At 40.3% G+C, this 26,997-nt stretch carries 11 protein-coding genes and 2 pseudogenes; 6 read left to right on the forward strand and 7 right to left on the reverse strand.

The window, feature by feature from the left end; genetic code table 11:
* Nucleotides 1-21: 21 nt before the first annotated feature.
* A complete protein-coding gene (locus ACX27_RS32960) occupies nucleotides 22-3,987 on the forward strand; it encodes an Ig-like domain-containing protein (RefSeq protein WP_062295105.1) in 3,966 nt (1,321 codons plus the stop codon).
* Nucleotides 3,988-4,522: 535 nt separating this feature from the next.
* Here the strand turns inward: ACX27_RS32960 and ACX27_RS19800 are convergent.
* The 3 genes and pseudogenes from ACX27_RS19800 to ACX27_RS19810 all read right to left on the reverse strand — a co-directional run bounded on the left by ACX27_RS19800 (nucleotide 4,523) and on the right by ACX27_RS19810 (nucleotide 7,395).
* Nucleotides 4,523-5,188, reverse strand: coding sequence for a PEP-CTERM sorting domain-containing protein (locus ACX27_RS19800; protein WP_062295106.1), 666 nt, complete (start codon nucleotides 5,186-5,188; stop codon nucleotides 4,523-4,525).
* Between the two features lie 390 nt (nucleotides 5,189-5,578).
* Nucleotides 5,579-5,980 (reverse strand): ribosomal maturation YjgA family protein, encoded by a 402-nt coding sequence (locus ACX27_RS19805; RefSeq protein ID WP_062295107.1) that lies wholly within the window; start codon nucleotides 5,978-5,980, stop codon nucleotides 5,579-5,581.
* Between the two features lie 163 nt (nucleotides 5,981-6,143).
* Nucleotides 6,144-7,395, reverse strand: a pseudogene (locus ACX27_RS19810) (FGGY-family carbohydrate kinase).
* Between the two features lie 158 nt (nucleotides 7,396-7,553).
* On the opposite strand from ACX27_RS19810, the gene psaM reads away from it, so the two are divergent.
* Nucleotides 7,554-7,649 (forward strand): photosystem I reaction center subunit XII, encoded by a 96-nt coding sequence (gene psaM, locus ACX27_RS19815; RefSeq protein ID WP_062295108.1) that lies wholly within the window; start codon nucleotides 7,554-7,556, stop codon nucleotides 7,647-7,649.
* A gap of 187 nt (nucleotides 7,650-7,836) precedes the next feature.
* Here psaM and ACX27_RS34930 read toward each other — a convergent pair whose 3' ends face one another.
* Nucleotides 7,837-7,962, reverse strand: a complete 126-nt coding sequence (locus ACX27_RS34930) for a hypothetical protein (protein WP_256364347.1) — start codon at nucleotides 7,960-7,962, stop codon at nucleotides 7,837-7,839.
* A gap of 61 nt (nucleotides 7,963-8,023) precedes the next feature.
* Here ACX27_RS34930 and ACX27_RS19820 point away from each other — a divergent pair, with 61 nt between their 5' ends.
* The 4 genes and pseudogenes from ACX27_RS19820 (at nucleotide 8,024) to ACX27_RS19835 (ending at nucleotide 16,502) form a co-directional block, all read left to right on the forward strand.
* Nucleotides 8,024-8,251: a DUF3134 domain-containing protein gene (locus tag ACX27_RS19820; protein WP_062295109.1), complete on the forward strand. Its 228-nt coding sequence runs from the start codon at nucleotides 8,024-8,026 to the stop codon at nucleotides 8,249-8,251.
* Between the two features lie 100 nt (nucleotides 8,252-8,351).
* Nucleotides 8,352-9,749: an MATE family efflux transporter gene (locus ACX27_RS19825; RefSeq protein WP_062295110.1), complete on the forward strand. Its 1,398-nt coding sequence runs from the start codon at nucleotides 8,352-8,354 to the stop codon at nucleotides 9,747-9,749.
* 180 nt (nucleotides 9,750-9,929) lie between these two features.
* Nucleotides 9,930-15,473 (forward strand): annotated as a pseudogene (locus ACX27_RS35800) (trifunctional serine/threonine-protein kinase/ATP-binding protein/sensor histidine kinase).
* 678 nt (nucleotides 15,474-16,151) lie between these two features.
* Nucleotides 16,152-16,502: an STAS domain-containing protein gene (locus ACX27_RS19835; protein ID WP_062295111.1), complete on the forward strand. Its 351-nt coding sequence runs from the start codon at nucleotides 16,152-16,154 to the stop codon at nucleotides 16,500-16,502.
* Nucleotides 16,503-16,527: 25 nt separating this feature from the next.
* On the opposite strand, the gene ACX27_RS19840 is transcribed toward ACX27_RS19835, so the two are convergent.
* The 3 genes from ACX27_RS19840 to ACX27_RS19850 all read right to left on the reverse strand — a co-directional run bounded on the left by ACX27_RS19840 (nucleotide 16,528) and on the right by ACX27_RS19850 (nucleotide 26,986).
* Entirely contained in the window at nucleotides 16,528-17,313 is a 786-nt protein-coding gene (locus ACX27_RS19840; RefSeq protein WP_062295112.1) for a hypothetical protein, read from the reverse strand.
* Nucleotides 17,313-19,772 carry a hypothetical protein gene (locus ACX27_RS19845; protein ID WP_235526277.1) on the reverse strand — a complete coding sequence of 820 codons (2,460 nt, stop codon included), beginning with the start codon at nucleotides 19,770-19,772 and terminating at the stop codon, nucleotides 17,313-17,315. The genes ACX27_RS19840 and ACX27_RS19845 overlap by 1 nt, the downstream gene beginning before the upstream one ends.
* 161 nt (nucleotides 19,773-19,933) lie before the next feature.
* Nucleotides 19,934-26,986, reverse strand: coding sequence for a phytase (locus tag ACX27_RS19850; protein ID WP_235526278.1), 7,053 nt, complete (start codon nucleotides 26,984-26,986; stop codon nucleotides 19,934-19,936).
* Between the last annotated feature and the right edge of the window lie 11 nt (nucleotides 26,987-26,997).

Below are 26,997 nucleotides of genomic sequence, written 5' to 3' on the forward strand. Positions count from 1 at the left end.
TAGTTCTGAGGACAAATAGTAATGTCAATTCAATTTAATGGCTCTTATTCTGAGAACTTTGATAGTTTGGCATCTTCTGGTAGCAGTAGTGTACTTCCTTCTGGTTGGGCATTGTTGGAAACTGGAACCAGTGCAAATGTAAACGGACAGTACACGGCTGGTACTGGCTCTAATAACGCAGGCGATATATATAGTTTCGGCGCAACAGGTTCTAGTGAGAGAGCTTTTGGAACTCTACGCTCAGGTACTCTCAACCCCTCAATCGGCGCAAGCTTTACGAATACAACAGGTAGCACAATTACAACGTTGAATTTGTCCTATAGAGGTGAACAATGGCGTTTGGGTGCAGCCAACAGAGGAGCTGATCGCTTAGATTTTCAGTACAGTCTGGATGCAACGTCTTTAAATACAGGAGCTTGGGTAGATGTTGATAATTTAGATTTCAATTCTCCCGTAACTACCGGAACTGTAGGGGCGCTGGATGGAAATACTAATAGCAACCAAATCACAGCAAGTATTACAGGGCTAAATATCCCCAATGGTGCAACTTTTTGGTTTCGTTGGTTAGATTTTGATGTTGCTAACGCAGATGATGGCTTGGCGATTGACAATTTTTCCCTTTCTACTGGAGTCACACCGCCTGCGGTTCCCACAGTAGCGATCGCAGCTACCGATGCAACCGCCGCCGAAGCAGCAAGCGACCCCGGAACTTTCCGCATCATCCGCACAGGCGATACAACCAATGCGCTGACTATTAACTACACTGTTGCTGGTGGTGCAGATCAGACAGACTACACACCAAACCTGACGGGTAGTGTGACAATACCTGGTGGACAGTCCTTTGTGGATATCACAATTACACCCGTGGATGATTCGCTGGTGGAAGGGAATGAAACTGTTACGTTGACGCTGGTGGATACTGCTGATTACGATTTAGGCGCAATCGCCACAGCTACAGTCACAATTGCTGATAATGATGTTGCGCCTGGGGCAGTTCGTATTCATGATATTCAAGGCACAGCACATATTTCACCCCTCAATGGACAGGGTGTAGTAAATGTCGCCGGGATTGTTACAGCGATCGCTTCTAACGGCTTCTACATCCAAGATCCTACTCCTGATAACAATGATGCAACCTCCGAAGGGATTTTCATCTTCACAGGTACTACTTCTGCTATCCTCAGCGCCCGCACCGTTGGAGAAGCAGTATTAGTTAGTGGTACAGTATCGGAGTTTCGCCCAGCTAACAACTCCAACAACCTCACCATCACACAAATCGGCAACAACAACAGTGTGCAGAGTTTGAGTGTGAGTGCTTGGACAGATGCACCGACTACAACTATTACCCCAACAATACTGGGCAATGGCGGACGGGCAATTCCCACCCAGGTGATCAATGATGACTTTGCTACTAGCGGTAACGTAGAAACAGGTGGAGATTTCGATCCAGTAAATGAAGGTATCGATTTTTACGAAAGTCTAGAAGGGATGTTAGTTCAGGTTGACAATCCTGTGACGACATCTCCAAGTGCCAACTTTGGTACTTCTGAGGAAATCTGGGTGCTGGCTGACAATGGAGTTAATGCCACAAGCCGGACTGAGCGAGGCGGTAGCTTGATCACAGCTACCGACAGTAACCCAGAACGGATTCAAATTGATGATTTAATCAATGGCTCAGTGACATTGCCAAGTGTAAATGTCGGAGCTCAACTCAGTACAATTACAGGTATTGTTAACTACGATTTTAACAATTATGAAGTCCTGGTTCCATCTGCGCCTACGGTAGTACAGCCATCAACTCTGCAAAGAGAAGTTACAAACTTAACAGGTAATGCTGATCAATTGACAGTTGCTACTTTCAACGTGGAAAACCTCGATCCGGGTGATGGTGAAACCCAGTTTAATAACTTGGCTAACCGAATTGTGAATAACTTGCGATCGCCTGACATTATTTCTCTAGAAGAAATTCAGGATAATAACGGGGCGACGAATGACAGTGTAGTTGATGCCAGTGTAACTTTTCAGACATTGATAGATGCGATCGCCCAAGCTGGCGGCCCGACATATCAATATCGTCAGATTAACCCAGTGGATGATACCAACGGTGGTGAACCAGGCGGTAATATTCGCGTCGGCTTCTTGTTTAACCCCAATCGCGTCAGCTTTGTAGACCGTCCTGGTGGTGGTTCCACTACGAATATTTCCGTCACTAATGTTGATGGTACTCCCACCCTTTCTACTAGTCCTGGGTTAATTGACCCGACAAACCCCGCTTTCAACAGCAGCCGTAAACCCTTAGTTGGTGAGTTTGTTTTTAACGGTCAAAGTGTTTATCTCATTGGCAATCACTTTAACTCCAAAGGTGGCGACCAACCTTTATTCGGCCCAAGTCAACCGCCAGTTCTCAGTAGTGAAGCGCAACGCCAGCAACAAGCCACAATTGTGAGAGACTTTGTGCAAGAGATTTTGGCAATTGACCCGAATGCGAATGTGGTAGTGCTAGGTGATTTGAATGATTTTGAGTTTTCTAATCCTCTCACCACATTAGAAAGTGCAGGGCTAACTTCTTTAATTGAAACGCTACCAGCAAACGAGCGTTACACCTATAATTTTCAGGGTAACGCCCAGGTACTTGACCACATTTTGGCAAGTCAGAACTTGGTCAATAATTTAGATGGTTATGATGTGGTTCACATCAACTCAGAGTTTTTTGATCAAGATAGCGACCATGATCCTGTGATTGCCAGGTTCAATTTACCACCAGCCAACCAAGCACCAACGGCGGTGACATTTAATAATGCGATCGCCAGCATCAACGAAAATACTAATACCACCAACCGCATCAAAGTTGCAGACATCGCCATTACCGATGATGGACGAGGCACAAATAACCTGAGTTTAACTGGTGCAGATGCTAGTTTCTTTGAAATCGACAATTCTGTACTGTATCTGCGGGCTAACACTAACTTAGATTTTGAAACCCGTTCTAACTACAGTGTGACAGTTGCCGTAGATGATCCGACAGTTGGTGCTACTCCCGATGCTACTACTAATTTCTCCTTAGCTGTCAATAATGTCAACGAAACACCAACCGCTAGGAATGACAGCGCCACAACTACGGATATTCAACCAGTAATTATTAATGTTCTCGCCAATGATAGCGACCCAGATAGTAATCCGTTGACTATCAACAGCTTTACCAATCCGACAACGGGTAATTTGGTCAGAAATAACGATAACACCTTTACCTACACACCACAAATTGGCTTCACTGGTGCTGACAGTTTTACTTACACCGTGAGTGATGGCAATTTAACTAGTACAGCCACAGTTAACTTGACAGTTACCCTTGGTAGCAACCAGATTAACGGCACTAACGGTAGTGATGTATTACTGGGAACTAGCAGAATCGATGTTATCCGCGGTTTGGGGGGTAACGATATTATTAGCGGCTTAGGTAATAATGATGTCATCTATAGTGGCGATGGTAATGACATAATAGACGGCGGGGCTGGTAATGACAGCCTCTATGGTGAAAAAGGCAGTGATATCGTTTATGGTGGCGATGGTAATGACACCTTGAATGGTGGTGCTGGTGACGATATGCTGCTTGGTGATGCTGGTAATGACACCCTCATCGGCGGCTTAGGTAGAGATATTCTGGCTGGTGGAAATGGTAGAGATAGCTTTTATCTGAATAATGGGGCTGGAAATGCCGATATTATCACTGACTTTGTATCTGGTGTTGATAGCTTGGTGATTTCTCAGTCAGAGTTTGGACTGAACCAAGCAATAGGTACACTTGAGCCTAGTTTATTCCGTTTGGGTACCAGTGCAACTACAGCAAGCGATCGCTTTATCTACGACAGAAGTAGCGGTAAACTATTCTTTGATCAAGATGGTATTGGTAGTGTCGCCAAAGTTCAAATAGCCCAACTGTCTAATCGACCAACTCTGAGCAATACCGATTTTACTGTGATTGCGTAGCTCGGTCACAGCAGGAGTTAGCCCTGAGCGTAGTCGAAGGGCTAATACCAATTCACAAAATATTGATACCAATCACTTCCTCTGGTAAAGGCAACTGAGAAATAGCTTAAACAAGAGCCAAAGTTGAAGTCAAAGATCAACTCGGTAAATTAACGAGCAGTCCCACACTTAGATGGATATTTCAATGTTTTCAAGGAATTCATATTTTGACTTTAAATGGAGTTGAGCAAATCGTCATCCCAATACAAATGCTTTATTCATGGCTCAAAAACCAAATCAAGAGTACTTATCTCGTCTTTACTTATGCAACAGCTTGCTCTCAATTCAAGAACACAGTTCAAAACATTCTAGAGTTAGAGGATGTTGGTTCAAACAACTCAAATTTTTTATAGAAACACATTAAGAAAACTGAAATTTAACCGAGCCTTTGTGATTTTTAGTTTTTTCACTAAGGAAATTCAAATCATGGTAAATTGCAAAACTTAGGTTAGAGCCTTGCGTTTAGCACGATTACCAATTAGCTCAAAAGTTGCTTTTAAGCCTTCTTTATTTGCTCGTTTTTTTTGCCATAACGATTTTTGAGGAATGCTCCAAACCCTAAACCTATGGTTAGACCACCCATAGTTAAAGGTTCAGGAACAGGAGTCACGCTTACATCATCTATGTATGGGCCAAGACCATCAGATAACTCATCTAAGTTATCAAACCTCAATCTCGTTGTTGTGCTGGTTGCAATTAGATTATATGCGTAAGTTTTCCAATCAGTGTTTGTCTTTCCAACTCCACTTGCAAAGAGATTATCAACTAGATTACCTCCCCAGTAAACATTCAATCTATTATCTGCTACGTCAGGACTCGGTGAAAAAGCAAAACTTAGTGTGTATGCTTGACCAACTACCGTAGTTAGGTCTTGATAAATACCACTAACGGCCGTACCATCTAACTCAACAAATTGATTACCCTCATATGGACTTCCAGCGACATTGTCCTGCACTTCAATACCCGCATTGGGATCAGAATCAGGTGTTAAAGTCCATGTACCAGGGATGGGATTTTGAATTTTAAAGGTACCGGTTGGTATGTCAGGCTGTTCAAATCCACCATTTTGAACTATGTTTATCGCCGCCGCTGGTTTGGTAGCAACACTCAAGGGTAAAATACCCAAAATTGCCCCAATACATAAAGACTGAAACTTGTTCATAAGATTCCTGTCGGTTGTTATGAGATTTACGACACTGATATCAAATCACAATCAATTCTATAGTCAATATATAGAACTAATATTTGATTTCTGAAATGTACGCAGGATGCGTTAGCGACAGCGTAACGCATCTACCGCAAAGTTTTCGGTGCGTTACGGCTTACGCCTAACACACCCTACACATACTGAGTAGTAATGATTTTACCGTGATTACATAGCTTTGCCATAGAAGAAGTTAGCCCTGAGCGTAGTTGAAGGGCTAACTTCTTCCTTCAAAGATATAGCAGTCGAAGTATAGGTGAGGACATTTAAAAAACACAAATGCTGGGTATAGTAATACCTTTCCCTCTAGTTGGTGAGCGCAGCCGAACCACTGCCTCCTGCTCTCAATTATTTTAACTTTGCCCCCCGAACTATCAGCCGTAACCACAGCCACCCTAACCCGCTACCAATAAAATAATAGGGAAAATCTACCCAAGTGAAGGTAGTAGCAATTAACATTCTTCCCCACCAAAATGAACGCACCCAGTTTAAAAAAGGTGGATGCCACAACTGCATAAATTCTAATAAACAAGTAATGGCTAATACCCATAAAGGAATTTGCCAAACTGCCTTGCGAGTCGGAATAAATAGAAATGCCAACAAGCACCAAAATATCTCATACAAAATTCCTCCTATTTCTTGGTTAAACCCCTCAATAGAATAGCGATAGTGGCTGTATAAAAGTCCAATAGGCAGAACAATAATCAGAGAAAGAATGGTGCGCCAGCGAATGTTTGTCAGTGATAACATTGAGCATTTCCGAATTAGTTTTAATACGTGGATAAAGGAGGTAAGGGGGACAAGGTAGAAAGATATAGCAGCTGAAGTATAGGTGAGAAAATTTAAAAAGCACAAATGCTAGGCATAGTCAGACTTTTACCTCCTACCTCCTGCCTTCTGCCACATTTATAAATCATTGAGGATTGCGATATTTTGTTTTAGCTAAAAGTGCTGTCCCGTAAGCAGCTTCGGTGTAAACTGAAGCAACAACAGGTACTTTTAAATGTCGTTGACGAATAGCAGTCCAAGTAGAATTTGCTGCACCGCCACCTGCTGTATATACTCGTTGTACTTGATTTGCGCCCAAGCTTTGTAATAGTTCATATCCCCTAGCTTCTATCCGAGCAATACTTTCTAGTAAACCGTGTAAAAATTCTTTTGGTGTTTCTGGGCGCGGTGTGAGTCGTGGTGGTAATTTGGGGTCAATTAATCGGAAAGCGATCGCCTGGTTGCAACAAGGGATAATAATCTAAGTTGCTGACTTTGGCTGGATCAATTTCCCGACTCAAATTTTCTAACTCTGCATTCGTAAAAAATTCCCGCAACACCGCGCCACCTGTATTAGACGCACCGCCAGTCAACCACAAATCACCGAAACGATGACTATAAATTCCATATCTGGCATCTTCTATTCGAGTATGGCTTAATAATTTCAGTACCAAGGTTGAACCCAGCGATGTCACAGCTTCCCCTGGTAATTCTGCCCCACTGGCAATAAAAGCCGCAATACTATCAGTTGTACCCGCGCATACTAAGCAATCACGGCGAAAACCAAATTGCATCGCAATATCTGGGCGAATTTCGGCAATGGGTGTTCCTGGTGCTAAAACTTGCGGTAACTGAATCGGTATTTCTAACTGTTTTAACCATTCTGGATATTGCAAGGCTTCTACGTCATAGCCCAGCTTTAAAGCATTATGGTAATCACTAATACCCAATTGTCCATGCAGCAAAAAAGCTAACCAATCGGCTTGGTGGAGAAAATATCGAGCCTCGGAAAAAAATGGTTGCTGTGACATCCACAGAAGTTTGGCGAGGCTGGAAGTAGCACTTAATACTGTATGGTTTGGTGGTGCAATTTCTTTAAGCTGCTCTAGTACTACTGCACCCCGCGCATCGTTGTAAAGTAAAGGGGCATCTATAGGCTTACCAGCGCCATCACAAAGCAAAACAGTAGAGGAAGTCCCATTAATGGCGATCGCGTTGATTTGTTGCCGCAATGGCTCAGGAATCTCGGCTAATAAACTCCATAACGCATGACTCCAATGTTGTGTCATCTGCTTCTGCCAAGGATAGCGCACCTCTGTTTGCACATTCCCTCGCTCATCAATTACCACCGCCCTTGCACCAGAGGTTCCATAATCAATCCCTAAATACAAATCCATATTTTTATAAATTTTTATAATGAAAGATAACTATAGACTACTGATTCACCAGGGCTATTGTTGCATCTTGTAACAAGATATTCCCCAAAATCGGCAAAACAAGGAAAAGTAGTAAACGAACTGTCGAAAATCGATTTGAGCTTAGGAGGTTTTCAACAATGACCATCTCAGATACCCAAGTTTATATTGCTCTAGTTGTGGCGCTAATTCCAGGCGTTTTGGCTTGGCGTTTAGCGACAGAACTTTACAAGTAAGCCCTCGCTCTGATTTCTTAAGCAGAGCTTCACAGTAAGTGCCACACCCTTACACAACAATCAGGCGTTGCTTGGTTGTTGTGTTTATGTTTAGGGAGGGAAGAGAGAACAGGGAATAGGAAGAATTAAATAGGAACTTGACAGATAAATCTGTTTGTCTACATAGCACCCATCAAGAGTTATCAAATCATGTAGGCGATCGCACGCCAAAAAATTTACTTTGCAAATTAACCGCAAATCGTTCTCGTGGAGAGAAGAACATCTGCCAAAAGTCAGAGGTTTTGGAGATTACACATAGCGGATCGTTAATCATACCAAGTTGCCATTGCTCAAGGCAACTTGGTACACAGATAGATTCTTCGGGGATAAAAACGATGGTTAAGCTATCTAACCCTGCTCTCCACGAAGAACCCCGTTATCAGCCAGCAGCGATTATTCCGCTCAAGCAAGAACAATCTTTGCTTGATTGGTTAGCAAGTACTGGTCGATTAGAACCTTATGTATTTGTGGAACACTATTACGAAGATGAGGAAGACGACGAGGAAGAAGTGGTTGAGCAGTATGAATATGAAACTGGGGAAATAGACCATTTAGAGGAGTGAAATTAACTACCAACAACATAAACTGCTGTTGATAGTTAATATTTGCCATCTTCTGCAAAAGTAAAAGATGGCAAATTTCCCCATACTCAAGTAATTTCCCATGAGCAAGGACAATACCAGTGGCTCCAGATTGATTTCTGAAGTTAAACAATGTCTGCTGTTAGCTGTTCCACTAGCCGCAGCCCAATTAGCCCAATCAGCAACCGGCTTTGTCGATACAGTGATGATGGGTTGGTTAGGCAGTCAAGCGATCGCATCTGGAGGCTTGGGTGCGGCAATATTTACCTTTTGTTTGATGATTACTACAGGTATTATTACTGCTATCAGTCCCTTAGTCGCAGAAGTATATGGATCTGGTAAGCCTGAACAAATTGGTCAGATTGTGCGACAAGGGTTAATGATATCTCTGCTATTAGGCATCCCAATTACAGTATTACTTTGGTATGGCAGTACTTTGCTCGTGCTGTTGGGACAAAATGTGAATGCAGCCGCATTAGCACAAACCTATTTAAGAGCGATCGCTTGGGGTTTTATCCCTGCATTGGGTTTTGCTGTATTCAAAGGCTTTCTGTCTGCCCTTTCCCAACCAAAGTTAGTTATGGTAACTGTTGTCTTGGGTACGCTTTTCAATATTACAGCTAACTATGTTTTAATGTTTGGCAAATTCGGACTACCCGCCCTGGGACTAGCTGGTATTGGTTGGGCGAGTACTTTGTCACTGTGGAGTATGTTTATTACTCTGGCTATTTATATATTTAGTCAACGTCGCTTTGCAGTTTACAAAATATTTCAGTTTTCACCTATTTCCCACTTTAGCAAACAAAATCGGCGCATTATTTGGGATATTTTTCAAATTGGTTTACCAATTGGCGGATTAGTTGCTGTAGAAGCCGGATTATTTACTGTTGTCACCTTTATTATTGGGCAATTGGGAACAACTGCGCTCGCCGCCCATCAAATTGCTTTGCAAACAGCTTCGATGTCATTTCAGATGGTTTTGGGTATTTCTTTGGCAACTACAGTACGTGTTGGGCAATTAGCGGGAGAGAAAGACTTGCAGGGTGTCCGCTTGGCTGGATATGTAGGTATTGCCTTGGGGGCTTTATCAATGGCGATCGCGGCTCTAATATTTTGGTTAGTTCCAAAATTAATTGTTTCGCTTTATTTAGACACTAATAATTCAGACAATCAAGATGTGGTCAACTTAACAATAAAATTACTAGCAGTTGCAGCAATTTTTCAAATCGTTGATGGCATCCAAGTCACCGCCTCTGGAGCTTTACGCGGACTAAAAGATACTCGTATCCCACTGTTAATTGGTGTTTTTGCCTACTGGTGTGTTGGTTTATTAACTGGTTATGCACTGGGAATTTGGTTTGGTTATGGAACTATTGGTCTGTGGTGGGGATTAGCCATAGGTTTAGCTAGTGCGGCTATAGTCTTGAGTTGGAGATTTAGGATTTTGTCAAATCAACTTGTCTGGGCAAAGTTGAATTAATTTGATCTCGTCTTGATATCTGCGTTAGAAAATACATTTTACTGACTCATACAGTTTGATGGTTAAAGTTTTTGAATGCTCACCAATCTCTGTAAATACAAGTAGCAATTTTTGCTTCAATGATAAAACTTTTTGTTTAGATGGGAATACTAAGTTTAGTATTTATGTCAATTTGATACTATGCTGAGAATTCCCGGTTATAAATTGCGTAAAGAAATTTACAACGGTTCTAAAACTTTAGTTTATCGCGCTATTCGAGAGGTTGATTCATTATCGGTAATCATTAAACTGCTGAAGAACCCTTATCCGAGTTTTAATGAACTTGTGCAGTTTCGCAATCAGTATACAATTGCTAAAAATCTCAACTCTCCCGGAATTATTCAAACTTATAGTCTAGAAAATTATGAAAATGGCTATGCGTTAGTCATGGAAGATTTTAGTGGAATTTCGCTGCGGGAATGGGGAATTAAGAGTCGGGAGGCGGGAGGGAGGGTAAGCGTAGAGTTTCTGAAGGAATTTTTACAGATAGCGATCGCCCTTTGCAATTGTTTAGAAATACTTTATCAAGAGTGCATTATTCATAAAGATATTAAACCCAGCAATATATTAATTAATACCGAAACTCAACAAGTTAAATTAATCGATTTTAGTATTGCATCTTTATTACCACGAGAAAATCATACTATCCTGAATCCCAGCATTTTAGAAGGTACGCTGGCTTATATCTCACCAGAACAAACAGGGAGAATGAACCGGGGAATTGATTACCGGACTGACTTTTATTCTTTAGGAATTACTTTTTACGAATTATTCACAGGTGAATTACCCTTTCAATCAAATGATCCAATAGAACTGGTGCATTGTCACATTGCCAAAAAACCACCTTTAGTCAATCAAATTCATCCCCAAATCCCTAATGTACTTGCAGAAATCGTCAACAAATTGATGGCGAAAAATGCGGAAGATAGATATCAAAGTGCATTGGGAATAAAATCTGATTTAGAAAAAATGTTTACAGCAGCTAAATTCTAACGGGAAAATTCCTAGCTTTGAAATTGCTCAACAAGATGTGTGCGATCGCTTTATTATTCCTGATAAACTTTACGGCAGACAAACAGAAGTAGAAACTCTGTTGCAAGCCTTTGATAGAGTTAGTAATGGCGCAACAGAAATGGTATTAGTCGCTGGGTTTTCTGGTATTGGCAAAACCGCAGTTGTCAACGAAGTTCATAAACCAATTGTGCGCCAACATGGTTATTTTATCAAAGGTAAATGTGACCAATTTCAACGGGATATTCCATTTAATTCTTTTGTGCAAGCCTTCCGAGATTTAATGGGACAATTGTTAACTGAAAGTGATGCCCAAATACAAGCATGGAAAAGCCAAATATTAGCAGCAGTCGGCGAAAATGGACAAATAATTATTGAAGTTATCCCCGAATTAGCTAGTATTATTGGCGAACAACCACCCGCCTTAGAGTTATTCGGTAAAGCTGCTCAAAATCGCTTTAATTTGTTATTTCAAAAATTTACTAAAGTCTTTACCAGTGCAGAACATCCCTTAGTCATATTTTTAGATGATTTACAATGGGCAGATTCAGCATCATTAAAGTTAATGCGAACATTAATGACTGATACAAATCATCTTTTATTAATTGGTGCGTATCGAGATAATGAAGTTAACCCTGGACATCCATTAATTTTTACTTTAAATGAAATCCGCAAAACAAAAGTAGTAATTAATACGATTACTCTAGCAGCTCTAGATCAGATAAATATTAATCAATTAGTTGCTGACACTTTCAAATGTCCTGTAAATTTGGTCATAAATATTTCTCAATTAATATATCATAAAACTCAAGGTAATCCTTTTTTTACCACACAATTCCTCAAAGCGTTATATCAAGATAGTCTGATAAAATTTGATGCAACTTTAGGTTGTTGGCAATGTGATATTGCTCAAATTACAACTCAAGCAGTTACAGAAGATGTTGTCAATTTCATGAGTTCGCAACTGCGAAAACTCCCACCAGCGACGCAACAAGTATTAAAATTAGCTGCTTGTATTGGAAATCAATTTGATTTAGAGACTTTAGCAATTGTTTCAGAACAATCAGAAGTAGATACTGCTACTGCTTTGTGGAAAGCCTTAAAAGAAGGATTAATTCTACCAATTAACGATGTTTATAAATTCTATCAACAAGAGTCATTAGTTAATACAAGTAATTATGTTGCCGAACAAAGTAATGTTAGTTTTGCGTTAGAAAATAGTGAAGAAAAAATAACTGAATCAAGACAAATAACGGTTGCTTATAAATTTTTACATGACCGTGTACAACAAGCCGCTTATTCTCTAATTCCTGATAATCAAAAACAAGCAACTCACTGGCAAATTGGTCAATTACTTCAGCAAAAATTATCAGAAACTGAACAAGTAGAAAAGCTGTTTGATATTGTTGGGCATTTAAATCAAGGTCAAGCATTAATTAGCCAAAATAGCGATCGCCAAATCCTCGCCCAACTGAACTTAAAAGCCGGTGCTAAAGCAAAAACAGCTACAGCTTATGCTGCTGCTGTTGCTTATTTAAAAACTGCGATCGCACTTTTGGAAACTGACTGCTGGCGAACCCAGTATGAATTAGCCTTAGAAATACATATAGCAGCAGCCGAAGCCAGTTATTTAAATGGTGATTTTGCTGGGATGGAGAAGTTTGCTGCATTGGTATTGCAACAAGCTAAAACCATCCTTGACAAAGTGAAAATCTATGAAATTCAAATCGCCGCCCAAACTTCTCAGAGTCAAATGTTAGCAGCGATCGCAGTTGGTAGAGAAGCTTTAAAACAACTAGGAATTGAATTCCCCAGAGAATTAGACGAAGTTCATCTTGGCAAAGCTTTAGCAGAGGTAAATCAGCAACTCAACAACAGAGAAATTGCTGAACTGATTAATTTACCCCTGATGAGTGAACCTACAGCTCAAGCTGTAATGCAGCTTCTGGGAATGTTGTTTGCACCAATTTTTCTGGGGAACCCCAGTTTACTGCCATTGTTGGGTACAACAATGGTGCGGTTATCGCTGGAGTTTGGCAATGCGCCCGCCTCAACTGTAGGATATGTAACTCAGGGTTTGGTATTGTGTGCCTTTTTAGGCGAAGTTGAAACTGGCTATAAGTTCGGGAAATTAGCACTCTCCGTACTAGATAAATTAAATGCTCAAAGCTGGCAATCCTGCACTTTCACACTGTTTGCCTGTTTTATTCAACATCGCCGACAAGCATTTTTGACAACCTTTTCCATATTAAAAGAAGCCCAAAGAACTGGTATGGAAACTGGTGATTTTCTCTATGTTGGCTATAGCATAGTCAGTTATGCCTTTACAAAAATGTTTGTTGGTGTAGACCTGAACACATTAACGCTGGAATTTCCTACTTTTACTGCTGTTTTAGCTCAAATTAAACAAGATTCAGCGCGTGTTTATTTAGACATGATACAGCAAACAGTCGAGCAATTGAAAGAAACCGTCAATCAACCAGATTGCTTAATTGGCAAGATATATGATGAAACGGTGATGTTGCCAAAGCACAAACAAGATAATGATCTCTCAGCAATTGCCTTTGTTTATATTTACAAACTGTTGCTGGCCTATTCTTATGGTAATTATGCCAATGCGCTTGACTACATTACCCAAGTCAAACCTTATTTAAGAGTGGCATTATCAGGACTAATTCATATTCCTGTTTTCCATTTCTATGCAGCCCTCACTCACTTAGCAATTATTTCCACCCAACCAGAAATAGACCAAATTCTCGCTGAGGTAGAAAATCATCAAACAACTCTGCATCAATGGGCGCAATCTGCCCCATTGAATCATTTACATAAGTGGCATTTAGTGGAAGCAGAAAAATGTCGAGTTCGCGGTCAAAAATTAGCAGCAATGGAACATTACGATCGCGCCATTACTCTTGCCAAAGACAACAAATTTCTCAATGAAGAAGCTTTAGCAAATGAACTAGCTGCCAAATTTTATCTTGCTTGGGGTAGAACAAAAATCGCTCAAGCCTATATGCTGGAAGCGTATTATTGTTATACCCGTTGGGGTGCAGAAGCCAAAGTCATCGATTTAGAAAATCGCTATCCTCTACTACTAGTCACAATTCTGCACAAACAACAAGCATCTTTTAACGCCACAGAAACCATTATTTCCACCTCCTCAGAGAAAGTTGATAGTTCTAGTTTCAGTAAAAGTAGTCTTTCAACCAGTCTAGATTTAGCCAGCATTGTCAAAGTTTCGCAATCACTTTCTAGTGAAATTGAGTTAGAAAAATTACTTTCGACTTTACTAGAAGTCATCCTCCAAAACGCTGGTGCTGATAAATGTGCCTTACTAATGCCAAAAGGTAATGCCTGGTTTATTGAAGCACTTTATCAACTCGAACAACCCAGTTGCATTTTGCGTTCTCTCCCCTTTGATGATCATCAAATACTACCCCTGAGTCTGATTAATCAGGTGAAAAAATTCCCTCTCCTTAGCGGTGATTGAAAATGCCGCTATAGAACAAGCCTTAGCAGCTGATCCTTATATATTGCAATATGCACCCAAAAGCGTGCTTTGTGCGCCAATTTTGAATCAAGGTAAATTGATTGGCATTTTGTATTTAGAAAATAACCTGACAGTGGGAGCATTTACCCGCGATCGCCTAGAAATTTTACAGTTATTAATTTCTCAAGCCGCCATCTCTTTAGAAAATGCTCGATTGTACGCGCAATTAGAAGATAGAGTCGAAGAACGCACTCAAGAACTCAACCACAAAAATGAGCAACTACAAACAACTTTAAAAGAATTGCATCGTACCCAAACACAAATGGTACAAAGTGAAAAAATGTCAGCTTTAGGGCAATTAGTTGCTGGTATTGCCCACGAAATTAATAACCCCATTACTTTTATACATGGCAACTTAAATTACATTCAGCAATATACAAATGACTTATTACATATAGTAGATGCCTATCAATCCCACTACCCCCATCCCCCAGAATCCCTAAATGCAGAAATCGAAAATCTAGATTTTAACTTTGTGAAAGAAGATTTACCGAATATCCTCAAATCTATGCACATGGGTTCTGAACGCATTCGACAAATGGTTTTATCTTTACGCAACTTCTCTCGTTTAGATGAATCAGAATATAAAGCGGTGGATCTACATGAAGGCCTTGATAATACATTAGTCATGTTGCAATATCGTCTGCAAGCTCAAGCTAATCGTCCAGCAATTGAGATTATCAAAGAATATGGCAAACTACCATTAGTAGAATGCTGCGCTAGAGAAATTAACCAAGTATTTATTAGTGTGATTGTCAATGCGATCGATGCCTTAGAAGAAAAAAAGTCGTCATCACAGCTTACAAGAAATTACAGCCAACCCCAATCAAATTCTGATTCGGACTCTCTCAACTGAACCAAAGCAAGTCCAAATTATCATCGCCGATAATGGCGTTGGTATTCCAGAAAATATCCAATCTCGTTTATTTGACCCATTTTTTACGACCAAACCTGTAGGTAAAGGTACAGGTTTAGGATTGTCCATCAGCCATCAAGTGATTACAGAAAAACATGGCGGTTCAATTCATCTCAACTCTGTATTAGGTCAAGGAACAGAATTTATCATCACTTTACCTATTAAGTCAGATAAACATCCTCTGGCTAACATAGCCGTTGAAGTTTGATAAACACTGGATTTCACATAATTTTCTGAAAAATTCTAGATATTTTTTATGTAATTACACGTTAAATTTTGTAAAAAAATCATACATCTTTATTTAAAATATATGTGCTTGATGTAATTATGGGTTGTTTGCTACTTCGTTGATAAAGAGTTAGCAAAAACAATTCTCCAGCATCGACGTTGAATAGCTAATTGCGGTATAAAGTATGTACCCAGAAAAAAGTAACTCCAATACAATTAATTTTTCAGGACTTAAAGTAATTGCTTTGACTGCATTACTTGCATCAAAGATTTATATAAATTGCAATTAATTCATAGCGATATCAACATCGTTTGTATTAGGGCAAAAGTCCTTATAAGCATCGATAGTATATTTTCTATAATTTCTATACTCTCAAAAAACACATTGCGTTGAGTCAGAAACGGGGGTAAGTTTCAAACCAACAGTCAAAGCTTTTTTCTTGAAAGTATAGGAAATATACATCATATCGCTTGTAATTTATCAAGTGATCACTTCTTATAACTAACACCAAATGAAATAATGTTGGCAACAGATACCCCTCCCGCCTGACTGTATTCTCTCATTGCCAAGGGGAGAGTTGAGGAGGAGTCTAATAGATTTGTCGCATTATTTTTTCAAATTGGTATAACTTGAATTTCTCAAAAAGGTAACTAAGTTATGAATAATAAACTTCGGCTAACGGTACTGGAGCCATCAGGTATTTTAGATAAAATTAGCGGACATCAATTACATAATGAAATTAGCACCTTGATAAACAATGGTACTAACATTATATTGATTGATATGAAAGAAATTAAGTTTATAGATAGTTCTGGCTTGGGTTATCTAGTGTCGGCAATGCAAATGGTAAGTAATGCTAACGCCAAATTTTTTGTCTGCTCTATTAGTGATCAGGTTAACATGTTGTTTGAAATCACTAAAGTGAACAAATTATTACAAATTTTTGCTGACAGGGAAGCATGTAAACGCTACGTTTTAAGCACTTTATCTCGGATGTCTTACAATTAAAAATTCATGGTCGCTATGCTTGAAGCTAACTGTTTTCCTGTTCTTCGAGTTTTAGTGACGGACGTAGCCACAAATATATAATCAGTCCCCAAAATGGTATCAAGCGGACTAGCCAAAGTATTTTCTCGTTATTCCATTGGCGACGTGCCATATCATCTTTAACTAGCCATGACTGAAATAACCAAAATACTAACATATCTACCACAAAAGAATATGCGAGGCGATCGCTAAATAATAATTCTAATAAACCTTGCCAACGGGTTGTAATATCACCGTACTCAGGACGACCTAATACAGCCCAACTCAATGAAACCACAAAAACCCCAGCTAAAACCAAAGGTAAAACTCGGCTTTCACCTACTTTTTCGACAAATGTTAAAGCATTTTTTGGTGCTTGTGGATTTGCTTGACGCAACCCCAACCAAGGGAGAAAAAATACATTGGTCAGTAATGCTGTACCAAGTAAGAATGTAATTATTGGAAATCGCTGATTGCGACCATCAATTATAAAACCCCAAAATAATAATCCCCAAGACATCACAATGTTGAATAATCCCTCTAGTGTGGGATTACTAACTGGTGCTTCAGTAGGAAAAATGATTGGTAATACCAACCAAAAATTCATACTCAAATTGAATATTTCTTCTAATGTTTTGGTTGTGATATGCAGCAGTGATTCTCCTGGCGGAATATCACTTAATAATAAATAGCCAACATAAACTAACCACACACTCCAGATGAATATTTTGGACAAAATTACCGATAAATCATGAGGGGAAGTGGCAAGAAATTGTTTTAATTCACTGAACATTACTTTCTACGGCTATTGTTACTAATAACTTTTATCCCTAAAATTTTCAGAGTTTCGTGATAATCACTAATCGTCAGAGCAGTCAACTCTTGACCCAACAAATAAAAGCTACCCATAACTTTAACAGAATTAAATCTTCCATTCTGCGCGTTTTTAAGTGTGATTGTTGCATGTCTTTGATTATTTACGCCTTTAAGGATAAAAATGCCAGCAAAATTAAAGCTGCCTGATGTAACTAATTTATTACTATTAACACTAGCATTGATATCCGCAAATGTATAACCTAAAAACTTGAGGTTTCCAGCAATACTAGCAAAATTATTAATCTGACCATTATTACCTTTTAGCAGGGTGACTGTAGCACCATTGAAAGCTAAAATACCAAAATTAAAATTACTTGTAGCTTGCAAACCTCTCTTGCTGAGGCTAATACCTGATGCAGTAAATTGTTTTCCTAAGACAGTGACATCGCCTGATCCAACTAGCTTTCTTTTCATTAAATCAAGTTGAAAATGTGGCACACTGACATTTAGGATATTTCCTAGATTAATCGCTGCATGATTAATTTCTATGTTTTGTGAATCAAATGATAATGTTCCCTTACCCAAGGATTGATTAAAAGCGAAAATATTTGCTGTGCCTGTGGCGCTTTGGTTGATAAAGTCAACTGTCAGGTTCGGAATCATTAAATTTAGGAAACCGATTAAACCTAGCTGGACATTTTTCAAATTAATATGATTTTTGCTAACATCAAACGTGATACCTGCTAAAGTATTACCTAAAAATAAAATTGTTCCTGAACCAATGCCATTACCAGACTTTCTATCAATACTCAAGGCATCAACATCAATACTCAACAGATGCGCTAAACTAATATCAAAATTTTTAAATATGGCTGCTTCAGGTGTAATTTTAAATTCTACATTGGCAATTTCTTTGCCCATCATCTCTACATAACCATCTCCTTGAAGATACTGCTCATCAGGAGTTACTTTGAGAGATAAATCTAAACTATCGTCATCTGTACCTTTAATTTTCAAAAATTCTAAATCAATTTCTGGAACTTTTAAGGAACCCTCAATATGCTTAAAAGCTTTATCACCTTGCAAACTTAAAATTGCCTCATGACCCCAAGCATTAACTTTGCCATTAATTTCTAAACCTTCTGATATGGGTTGTGCTGCAATTGTGGTTGGGAAAGGTACATACTTAATTAAAGGATTAAGTATGCCGTCTCCATCTCTATCAAGTGGTTCAATGCTTAAGTTGAGTAAGTTTTCTAAAAATCCTAAAGCTTGATTAACTAAATCAATTGAATAACCTACTTGTTTATTAATAAAAGATGTGACTGGCCCCCGCCACAACTCTATTAAATTAACCATCTGTTTGGGGTTTAGAATTAACGCTAATCTTTCAGGATCATTAGTATCCATGAGGAATGCAACTTCCAAATCAGATTTTTCCCATTTCAAATCACCAATAAAACCAAAATTATCAAAATAAGGAGGTAAATATGTTCCGCCTCCTTGAAATCTAACATTACGAAGTTCAGTTCCAACTAAACCATAAGGATTACACCAAGGTTTTTCGCTTTGCTGGCTGAAGAATGCTGTTAAAGATTCTGGTTCTAGAGAAAGGCTACCAGATAGCGATAGTTTCGGTTCATTTTCTTGAGTGATATCGTAGCCTTCAATAATTAAGTTTCCTGTTAGTCCAAAGTTTGGTTCTAAATCAGTTCCAATATTTAAATTGATCAGTAAATTATTAAAATTAGCCTTAAGTTGTTGCTGGCACAAGAGTTGAACATCGCCAGGAATACTACCTGTTAAACTCACTTGTCCCACAGGATTAAAGCTAATCATGGCTGTGAAGCCAGCCATACCTAAATTTCCACAAATAAAGTTACTAAAATTTTCAGGTAAATTATTTAAATCAATGTCACCAATAAAATTCAATCCTTGGTTTAAGTTGATACCGCCTAACTTTTGATGAGTAAAACAATAGCTAGTATCAGTTATGTTTAGCTCTGTATTAACAAGGTCTAAATCGGTGATAATAGGTATTGTATTTGTTAAAAACTTAAAGCTGAAATTTTTAGATAATTTATATTTTAATGTGGTTTTATCTCCAAAATTTACTTCTATTTTTTGTTTATTCAGTAAGCCTTTAACAGTGATTTCGATTTTCTGTCCATTTTGAAAAACTATATATTTTGGCGTAGATATACTAATTTTATGGCTGCCAAAGATGGCATTTATGATATTATCAAGTGCCACATTCATGTATGGCACTGTACTGTGAAGTTTAAAAGTTTTATCTAAATCTAAATCCAAATCATGATGATCATCGAAATTAATTTCTGAATTTGATTTAGTTAGATTGATAAAATCTAAAGATTCAAGTTTAACTTTGATATTCTCAGGTAGGATAATTTCGGCTGAGTTAAGGATATTAGGCATAAGTAAATTATCGTAAAAGTATTTTATAGCATTTATTAATTAACTATACAAAAACTTACTAAAATTCAGTATATAGGCGCAAAAATGTTTATAAAAATAAATTAGCCCTACCTTTTTAAGTAGGGCTAATCGCTATGATTTATCTCTGCTGAAATTGATTGTTAGGCGATGTTTAAATCAACGCGGACGATTAAATCGTTGAAATCGCGATCGCCTCCTCTTGGCAAGTCTTCAAAGCCAAAGATATTACTACCTAACAAAGCAATTTGGTCTGTTTGTCTGGTGTTAGCACCTAAGAATGGGAAGTAAACCGCAGGATTTCTGGGGTTACTATCTAAAACGGCTTCTGGTGTGCCATTGGCAATAATAAATGGCGCATAGATATAACCTCCTTGCAGGGTTGCAGAGTAGGTTGCTGTTCCACGGTTGGCTGTTAAGTCAATTCCTGAAACACGGTTGCGGACAGCCGCTTCGGTATAACCAGCTTGTCCGGGTAAGATATCTGCTTGGCCATCTCCGTTGAGGTCAATACCACCATTCACATCGGTGACTCGGTAGAAACTGGCGTAGTTTCTATAGCCTGCATCTTTGCTAACGACAAAATCAGCAGTGACCAATTCTGTCACGTTACGCAAGTCAATGAGTTCGGCTTGTGATTGACCTTGCAAAACTGTACCAATTGGTAAAACTGTGTCGGTCGATTGGATATTTACCACTAAATCTTGGAAAGGCTGACCATTTCCTGGTTGAAATTCCCAAGCGAGGGAGAATGTATCGTTACCTAAGTCGGTGATTCTTTGGGTGTTGGGATTAGCGAAAATGACATTGTTGCTAGAGATATTACCAGCGCGGACATCATCACTAGTACCGCTTCTAACTACATAGAATCTGAGTTGGTCGCCTGAATCAAATTCTAGTAATCTCGAAACATCGGCGTTGTTTAAGCCACGATTCACCGCAGAGAAGATGGTTCTTGCCCTTTCTAAAGCGGCTTCAGTGTAACCTGCTTCGCCTGGGGCGATACCGTTGATTCTACCTGCGGCATCATCTACAGTAAACACACCGATTTCATTGGTACGGCTAGTACTGCGTCTGGTGAGGTCTACTTGCAGTTGGGTTTTGGCACCACTACCCTTGATTGTGAATATATCACTGTTGGGAATTTGGGCGAGAGAGCGATCGCTATCACTAATACTAACAGTAGCAGTGGTGTTAGTTCTGGCAAGGTCGTAGTTGTTACCATCAACTAACGTCAAAGTTATGGTTTCATTGCCTTCTACCAAATTATCATCAATTGGTTTAACGGCAATATCGACGTAGGAACTACCAGCCGCAATGGTTGCTGTACCTGTGAGGCTGTCGTAATCACTACCGTTAGTAGCAGTACCACCAACAGTATAGTTAAAGGTTAAAGCCGTATTGGTATTACCAGCACGAGAAATGCGGAAGGTTGCAGGGGTGGAATTTCCTTCTGTTGTATTGGATGTGGTGCTTGTAACACTAATCACACCAGTAGTTAAATTCAGGGGCTTGTCTAGGTGCAGGAGAATAATTTCGTTGTTGTCGATGTCTCCTGGTCTACCTTGGGAGAAGGGATAATTATTATCGTTGGCAACCAAGATAGTGTTCGCATCCAGTACCAACACATCTTCAATGGTGACAAAGGGGAAGGTAAATGTTGTGCTACCGTCTCGATTCAAGTCATTGGGGTCTTGAATATTCAGTAAATCGGCGACTTCTTCTTTTTCCACAAAGCCATTAGCATCGCGTTTTGAGAAGTCTACTTTGAAGATTTTCTTGAATTGGGCGGCGCTACCTTGCAAACCATCCCGTTCAATTACCAGATATTCATTTTCGTTGATGACGGTGAAATCACCAATGGCATAACTGGGGTTATCCAAACGGTAGTAACCAACCAAACCTTGATATTGTTCTGATGCGACATCAAATTTATAAATCCGCAGTGAACCAGCAGGGTCGCCAGCCACAGTACCTTCTAATAATGGGTACAAAGTTTGTCTGTCGGGACTGATGGCTAAACCTTCAAAGCCTCTGGAACCACCAAGGTTAGCAACGGCTGGCTGTCCCACAAATTGGTCGCGGACTAAATCACCGACACCAGGAAAATCGGTAAAGTAAGCATCTACACCCAACTCGATAAACTGTCTGTATTCTGCTAGTGGGTCGCCGTTGTAATCGGATGCTAAGAACACACTTTCATTGCGGAAAGTGTAAGGATGCACCTGCAAACCTGCGGCGTGGGCATCTTGTACCAAGGTTGTGGGCGTACCCAAGACTCTATCTGCATCGGTAATTGAACCATCACCATCAAGGTCATCTGGTCTACCATCACCGTTGCGGTCTACCGTTGTAGCGGGGATAATCAGGCGTTTGTTAGGCCCAATCCCGACTGCGTAAGTTGCGATCGCTGCTAGTCCTGTCGGTCTAATTAAGTCGCCGTAGGTGCGAGTGTCACCATTAAATCTAAAGTCGTAAGGCTGATCTGTCGCGCCACCAATTAACTGAATTAAGGGGATATCAATTCTGGCGGCGGGTAAGATATTTTGTTTCAATTCCCGCAGATTACCCACCTCAAAGGATTGAATAAATACTCTGTCGGGATCAGTAAAGTTTTCCGCAACTAAAACATTTACTAGCAGTTGTCCCAGACTGGTATTGATGGGTGTACCGTCAATGCGTCTACCTTCAACAGCAAAGTAAGTCGGGTGTTTGGTTTCGGGATAAATGCCGATTTTCCGACCAGTTTCAGCTTCTACTTGCTGCACCAAATCAATGATTTCTTCGAGGGTAGGAACTTTCAACCCATCATTGTTAAATCTGGTTCCGCGCAAGCCCGGTAAGCGTTCAATTGCATTTAGAGTTTTGATTTCGTCAAGGGTGAGGTCTTCGGTAAACCAACCTCTGATAGTTCTACCATCGATAACTTTGGTCGTCAGTCGGTCAGCAAACTCAGGACGCAGGTAAATATCGGTGCTGGTGTCAGTCAGATTAACTGAACCATCATTGTTGAGAATTGCCAACGCATTTTCGTGACGGGCGATTAAACGTCCATCTTTGGTTGCTACTAAGTCAGGTTCGATGAAATCTGCACCTTGAGCGATCGCTAGTCGATAAGATTCTAAGGTATGTTCTGGTCGTTCACCACTCGCACCACGATGTCCAATAACTAATGGTGCATCACCACTTAAAGTATTAAATTCTCGCAGGTTGCGGACATCAGGGTTTTGCGGCGACCTGACAAACTGCCCAGTTAACTGGTCACGCACCAAATCACCAGTACCAGGAAAATCTGTAAAGTAACCATCCACACCTAAATTGATAAACTGGCGAAATTCCGCTTGAGGATCACCGTTATAGTCTGATGCCAGATAACGCTCTTCGTTGCGGAAAGTATAAGGATGAACTAACAAGCCTGCATTATGGGCATCGCCTACCAAAGAGGTTGGTGCAGTTAAGGTTTTATCTGCGTCGTTAACTAATCCATCGCCGTTGACATCATCGGCTTGACCATCACCGTTAGCATCCACACCGCGAACCGAAACTATCATCCGTTTCCAAGGGCCAATTCCGTCGGCGTAGGTAGCAATTTCTCGCAAACCTTCGGGTGTTCTTAAGTCGCCGTAGGTGCGAGAATCACCACTAACTTCAAAATCAAAAGGTTGATATTCAATCAAGGAACCATCAACTCTGACATCACGCGCATCCAATAACTGAATTAACGGTAAATCAATCCCCGCAGCCGGGAAGAGGACATTATTGAGTTGCTTAAGATTACCGACCTCAAAAGATTGAATAAATACTCTATCAGGGTCAGTAAAGTCATTCTCAACTAAGAGGTCTACTAACTTTTGACTGATATCTTGATTGATGGGAGTACCATCGAGTTTTGTCCCGACGGATGCAAAGTAGGTGGGATGCTTAGTTTCGGGATAAATGCCGATTTTCTTACCTGTATCTGCTTCTACCTGCTTCACTAAATCAATGATTTCTTGCAAGGTAGGAATTTCGTACAAGTCGTTAAAGGCTTGAGTGCGGAAACTCGGCTGGATTCTGGCGCGGAGGGTTTTAATTTCTGCGAGTGTGAAGTCCTCAACAAAGAAACCTTCCTCAGCGATACCATCTACAATTTTAGTTCTAAGGCGATCAGCAAATTCTGGATGATCTAAAACATTGGTGGTGTTGATGATATTCGGTTCGTGACGGGCAATTAAGACACCATCTTTTGTCACCACCAAGTCCGGTTCAATGAAGTCTGCACCCTGTTGAATCGCCAACATATAAGAACCAAGGGTGTGTTCTGGTAGTTCACCGCTTGCGCCCCGGTGTCCGATGACAATTGGTGTTTGACCGTTGAGGGTGTTGAGGTTGGTAATGTTGGGTGTGGGAATTGGTGCATCTAACAGTTTGCCGGTTGCATCAAAGTGCAGCAAGTAAGGGCCAAACTCATCACCAATCCAGAAAGTACCATCTTCCGCAATCACGAAAGATTCAATATCAAAATCTGCACCAGTTAACAGGCGATCGCTGGTGTTTTCATTCACAATGCGGAAAGGAACTTTATTATCTGGGTCAGATAACTGAATAAAGTTCAAAATATTGACGCTACCGTTACCCCCTGGTTCTGCACCCCGGAAACTTGGATCAGCACGATAAATCCGCAGTAGGTAGTCTGCGCTGTTATTTTGACTACCAAAACCATTGTCAGAGAGGAAGTAAAAGGAATTATCATCAGCCCTTTGGACACCACTAAACCCTTGTATCGGTTGGGCGGCGAAGGGGACATTCCGGCCGTTGGTTCCGGTAATTGCACTACCAGACCTTGGCCCTTCAGCAAAGGTATCAGCCGGAAGTGAAGCAAAGCCTTTGAGGGTGACTCTGGGGACAAACTGGGAAGTATCAGGATTGCGGGGATCGTAACCTGTGGTATCGATGGTTAAAGCTTCTGGGAAAGCGTTGGCGATGTTTTCCCAAGGAACAAATTTAAAGTTACTGCTGATGTTTTCAATTTCCCCATCATCTTCTACAAGTACGGCGGGATCATTAGAACCGTCTTGGGTGATAAACACACCATTAGGGAAGTTAGCGCCTAAAGGTACATTGATCACATCTGCACCGTCAGACTCCTGCACACTATCAATTGACCCGTTGTTACCGACAGCAAAGCTACCTATATACTCGTTATTACCTGCACGGTTGTAAGCCACAAAGGTGTTATCGCCTTGGCTAGAAGCTAATAGATAGCCTTGACCATCGCTACCATAGTAAATTGTCAATCCTTCCACATCATCGCTAAGGTTACTACCACCCAAATCTCGGACGCGATCAATGAGTGTACCTGTATTGCTTCCGTAGGGTTCTGCGTCAAATTTCCAAATACCGACATCTTCTTGACCGATGTATAAATAGCCCGTTTCTTGGTCTACTACCATCCCTTCGGTTTGGGGCGATCGCCCTGCTGTAGTCGGAATGGTAAACTGTCTGACTAGTTCTGCACCAATTTGACCATTACCTTTGTCTATTAGTTTTAATTGAGCAACGTCTCCAGTTTCCCGACGGCTAACAAAGGCATAGTAATCATTGCTTTGGGGGCTGCGGTATAGCGCCAAACCATAAGCACTGCGTTCGTTGGATGAATAAGGCGGTTCAAAAGGTGCTGCTTGGAAAATAGTACCAAGACTGCTATCGGTAATTTCTTCTAAATATTCACCGGGGGTTGTGGGGTTGGGATTAATTTTGAAGATTGCCAGTTTATCATTTTCGCGATCGCTGGCTACGGCAATATCAATTGTGGTATCACCCAGTTTAAATCCATATTGCAAATCAATATTGTTGTAGCGAATATCTCCTGGATTGACTGTTTGTAACAATTCACCAGACAAGTTGTAAACCCGCAACCCGCCATTTTTCACCGAGGTTAATACCAAACTGTTAGCAGAATTGGTGGCGTTGACATAAATCGCTGGGTCATCTGCATCAGCATTTTGGATATCATCATCCAACAAAGCGGGGCTGGTTTCGACAGTCGGCGCAACAGTAGGAATTAAATCTGCACCCAAAGTTAGAATTTGGGTAAATTGGGTGGCGCTGAAGTTATTGTCACTCACCAAAACAATAGATTGACGACCATCTGGTAAGGTGGGGCCAAACTCTATCCCTTCGATGTTATCCAAGCCCGTTGGTAAATCCAAATCATTCAAATTCAACACTAAGCGTTTTTGGGCTGGTTGAATTGCAGCTAATTGTTCCGCAGTCAAACTACTGAGTGAGTCAATGCTGCTGATATCAGTTGCACCTTGGAGAGAGATTTCGTAGATTTTGATTGTATTACCTGTACCGGGAACGCCTGTAGAAAAGGAACGTTCTACAGCGAGTATTGTCCCGCGATTATCGATAGCTAGTAAATCTACTAAGCCATTAGTGCTAAATGCAGTTTCAGGATTAGATGTTTCTGCTACTGGGTCAGTGACATACAGATATTCTTTAGTTGGCTGTCCTGTAGCTAAGTTGTATTGCAGAATGCGCGAAGGTGTACCCGCAGTCAGAGAAGCCACCGCCCCATCTTGGAATAAGGCGTTTTCTGTAGCGGTGAATAAAGTTGTTTGGTCTGGGGTGATGGTGAGGCTTTCAAAGGCTAAGTTATTTCTGACACCAGATGTTTGGCTATTATCTGGTTGAACTACTGGTAAGAATTTAGTCGGGATAGTTAGCGATCGCAATTCTTGACCTGTAGTCAGAGAAAATTCCCTGACAAACGGATTTGTTACCCGACCAGCCCCAGGATTGACTTCTCCTTCCGAAGAAATGAAAACTGTATTGTTGGTAATTAAGACAATATCTTCTGGGTCTAAACTCAAAGCCGTAAAGAAATTACCATTGGTATCTCTCAGGGGAGTGACATTAGTAAAAGTCACACTATTATTGGCAGGATCACCAGTGAAAGTATAAAAGCGAGCGGGGCCAATTTGGGAGCGATCGTCCGAAATGGCATAGTAACGATTATTAGCAGCATCGTAAGCAAGACCAGATAAACCACCTACTTGAGTTGGCGTACCATTAACAATTCCTGCTACACCAGAAGGAACAAAACCTGTAGCAAAAATCTGTTGTCCTAAAAATTCTATGTTGGTGATAGTTTTACCAGCTTGCATATTTTTGGGTATGGATAAATCAGGATTCAGAGAAGCGATTTCCACTTTTACTCACT

This window comes from Nostoc piscinale CENA21 (assembly GCF_001298445.1).
Lineage (GTDB): Bacteria > Cyanobacteriota > Cyanobacteriia > Cyanobacteriales > Nostocaceae > Nostoc_B > Nostoc_B piscinale_A.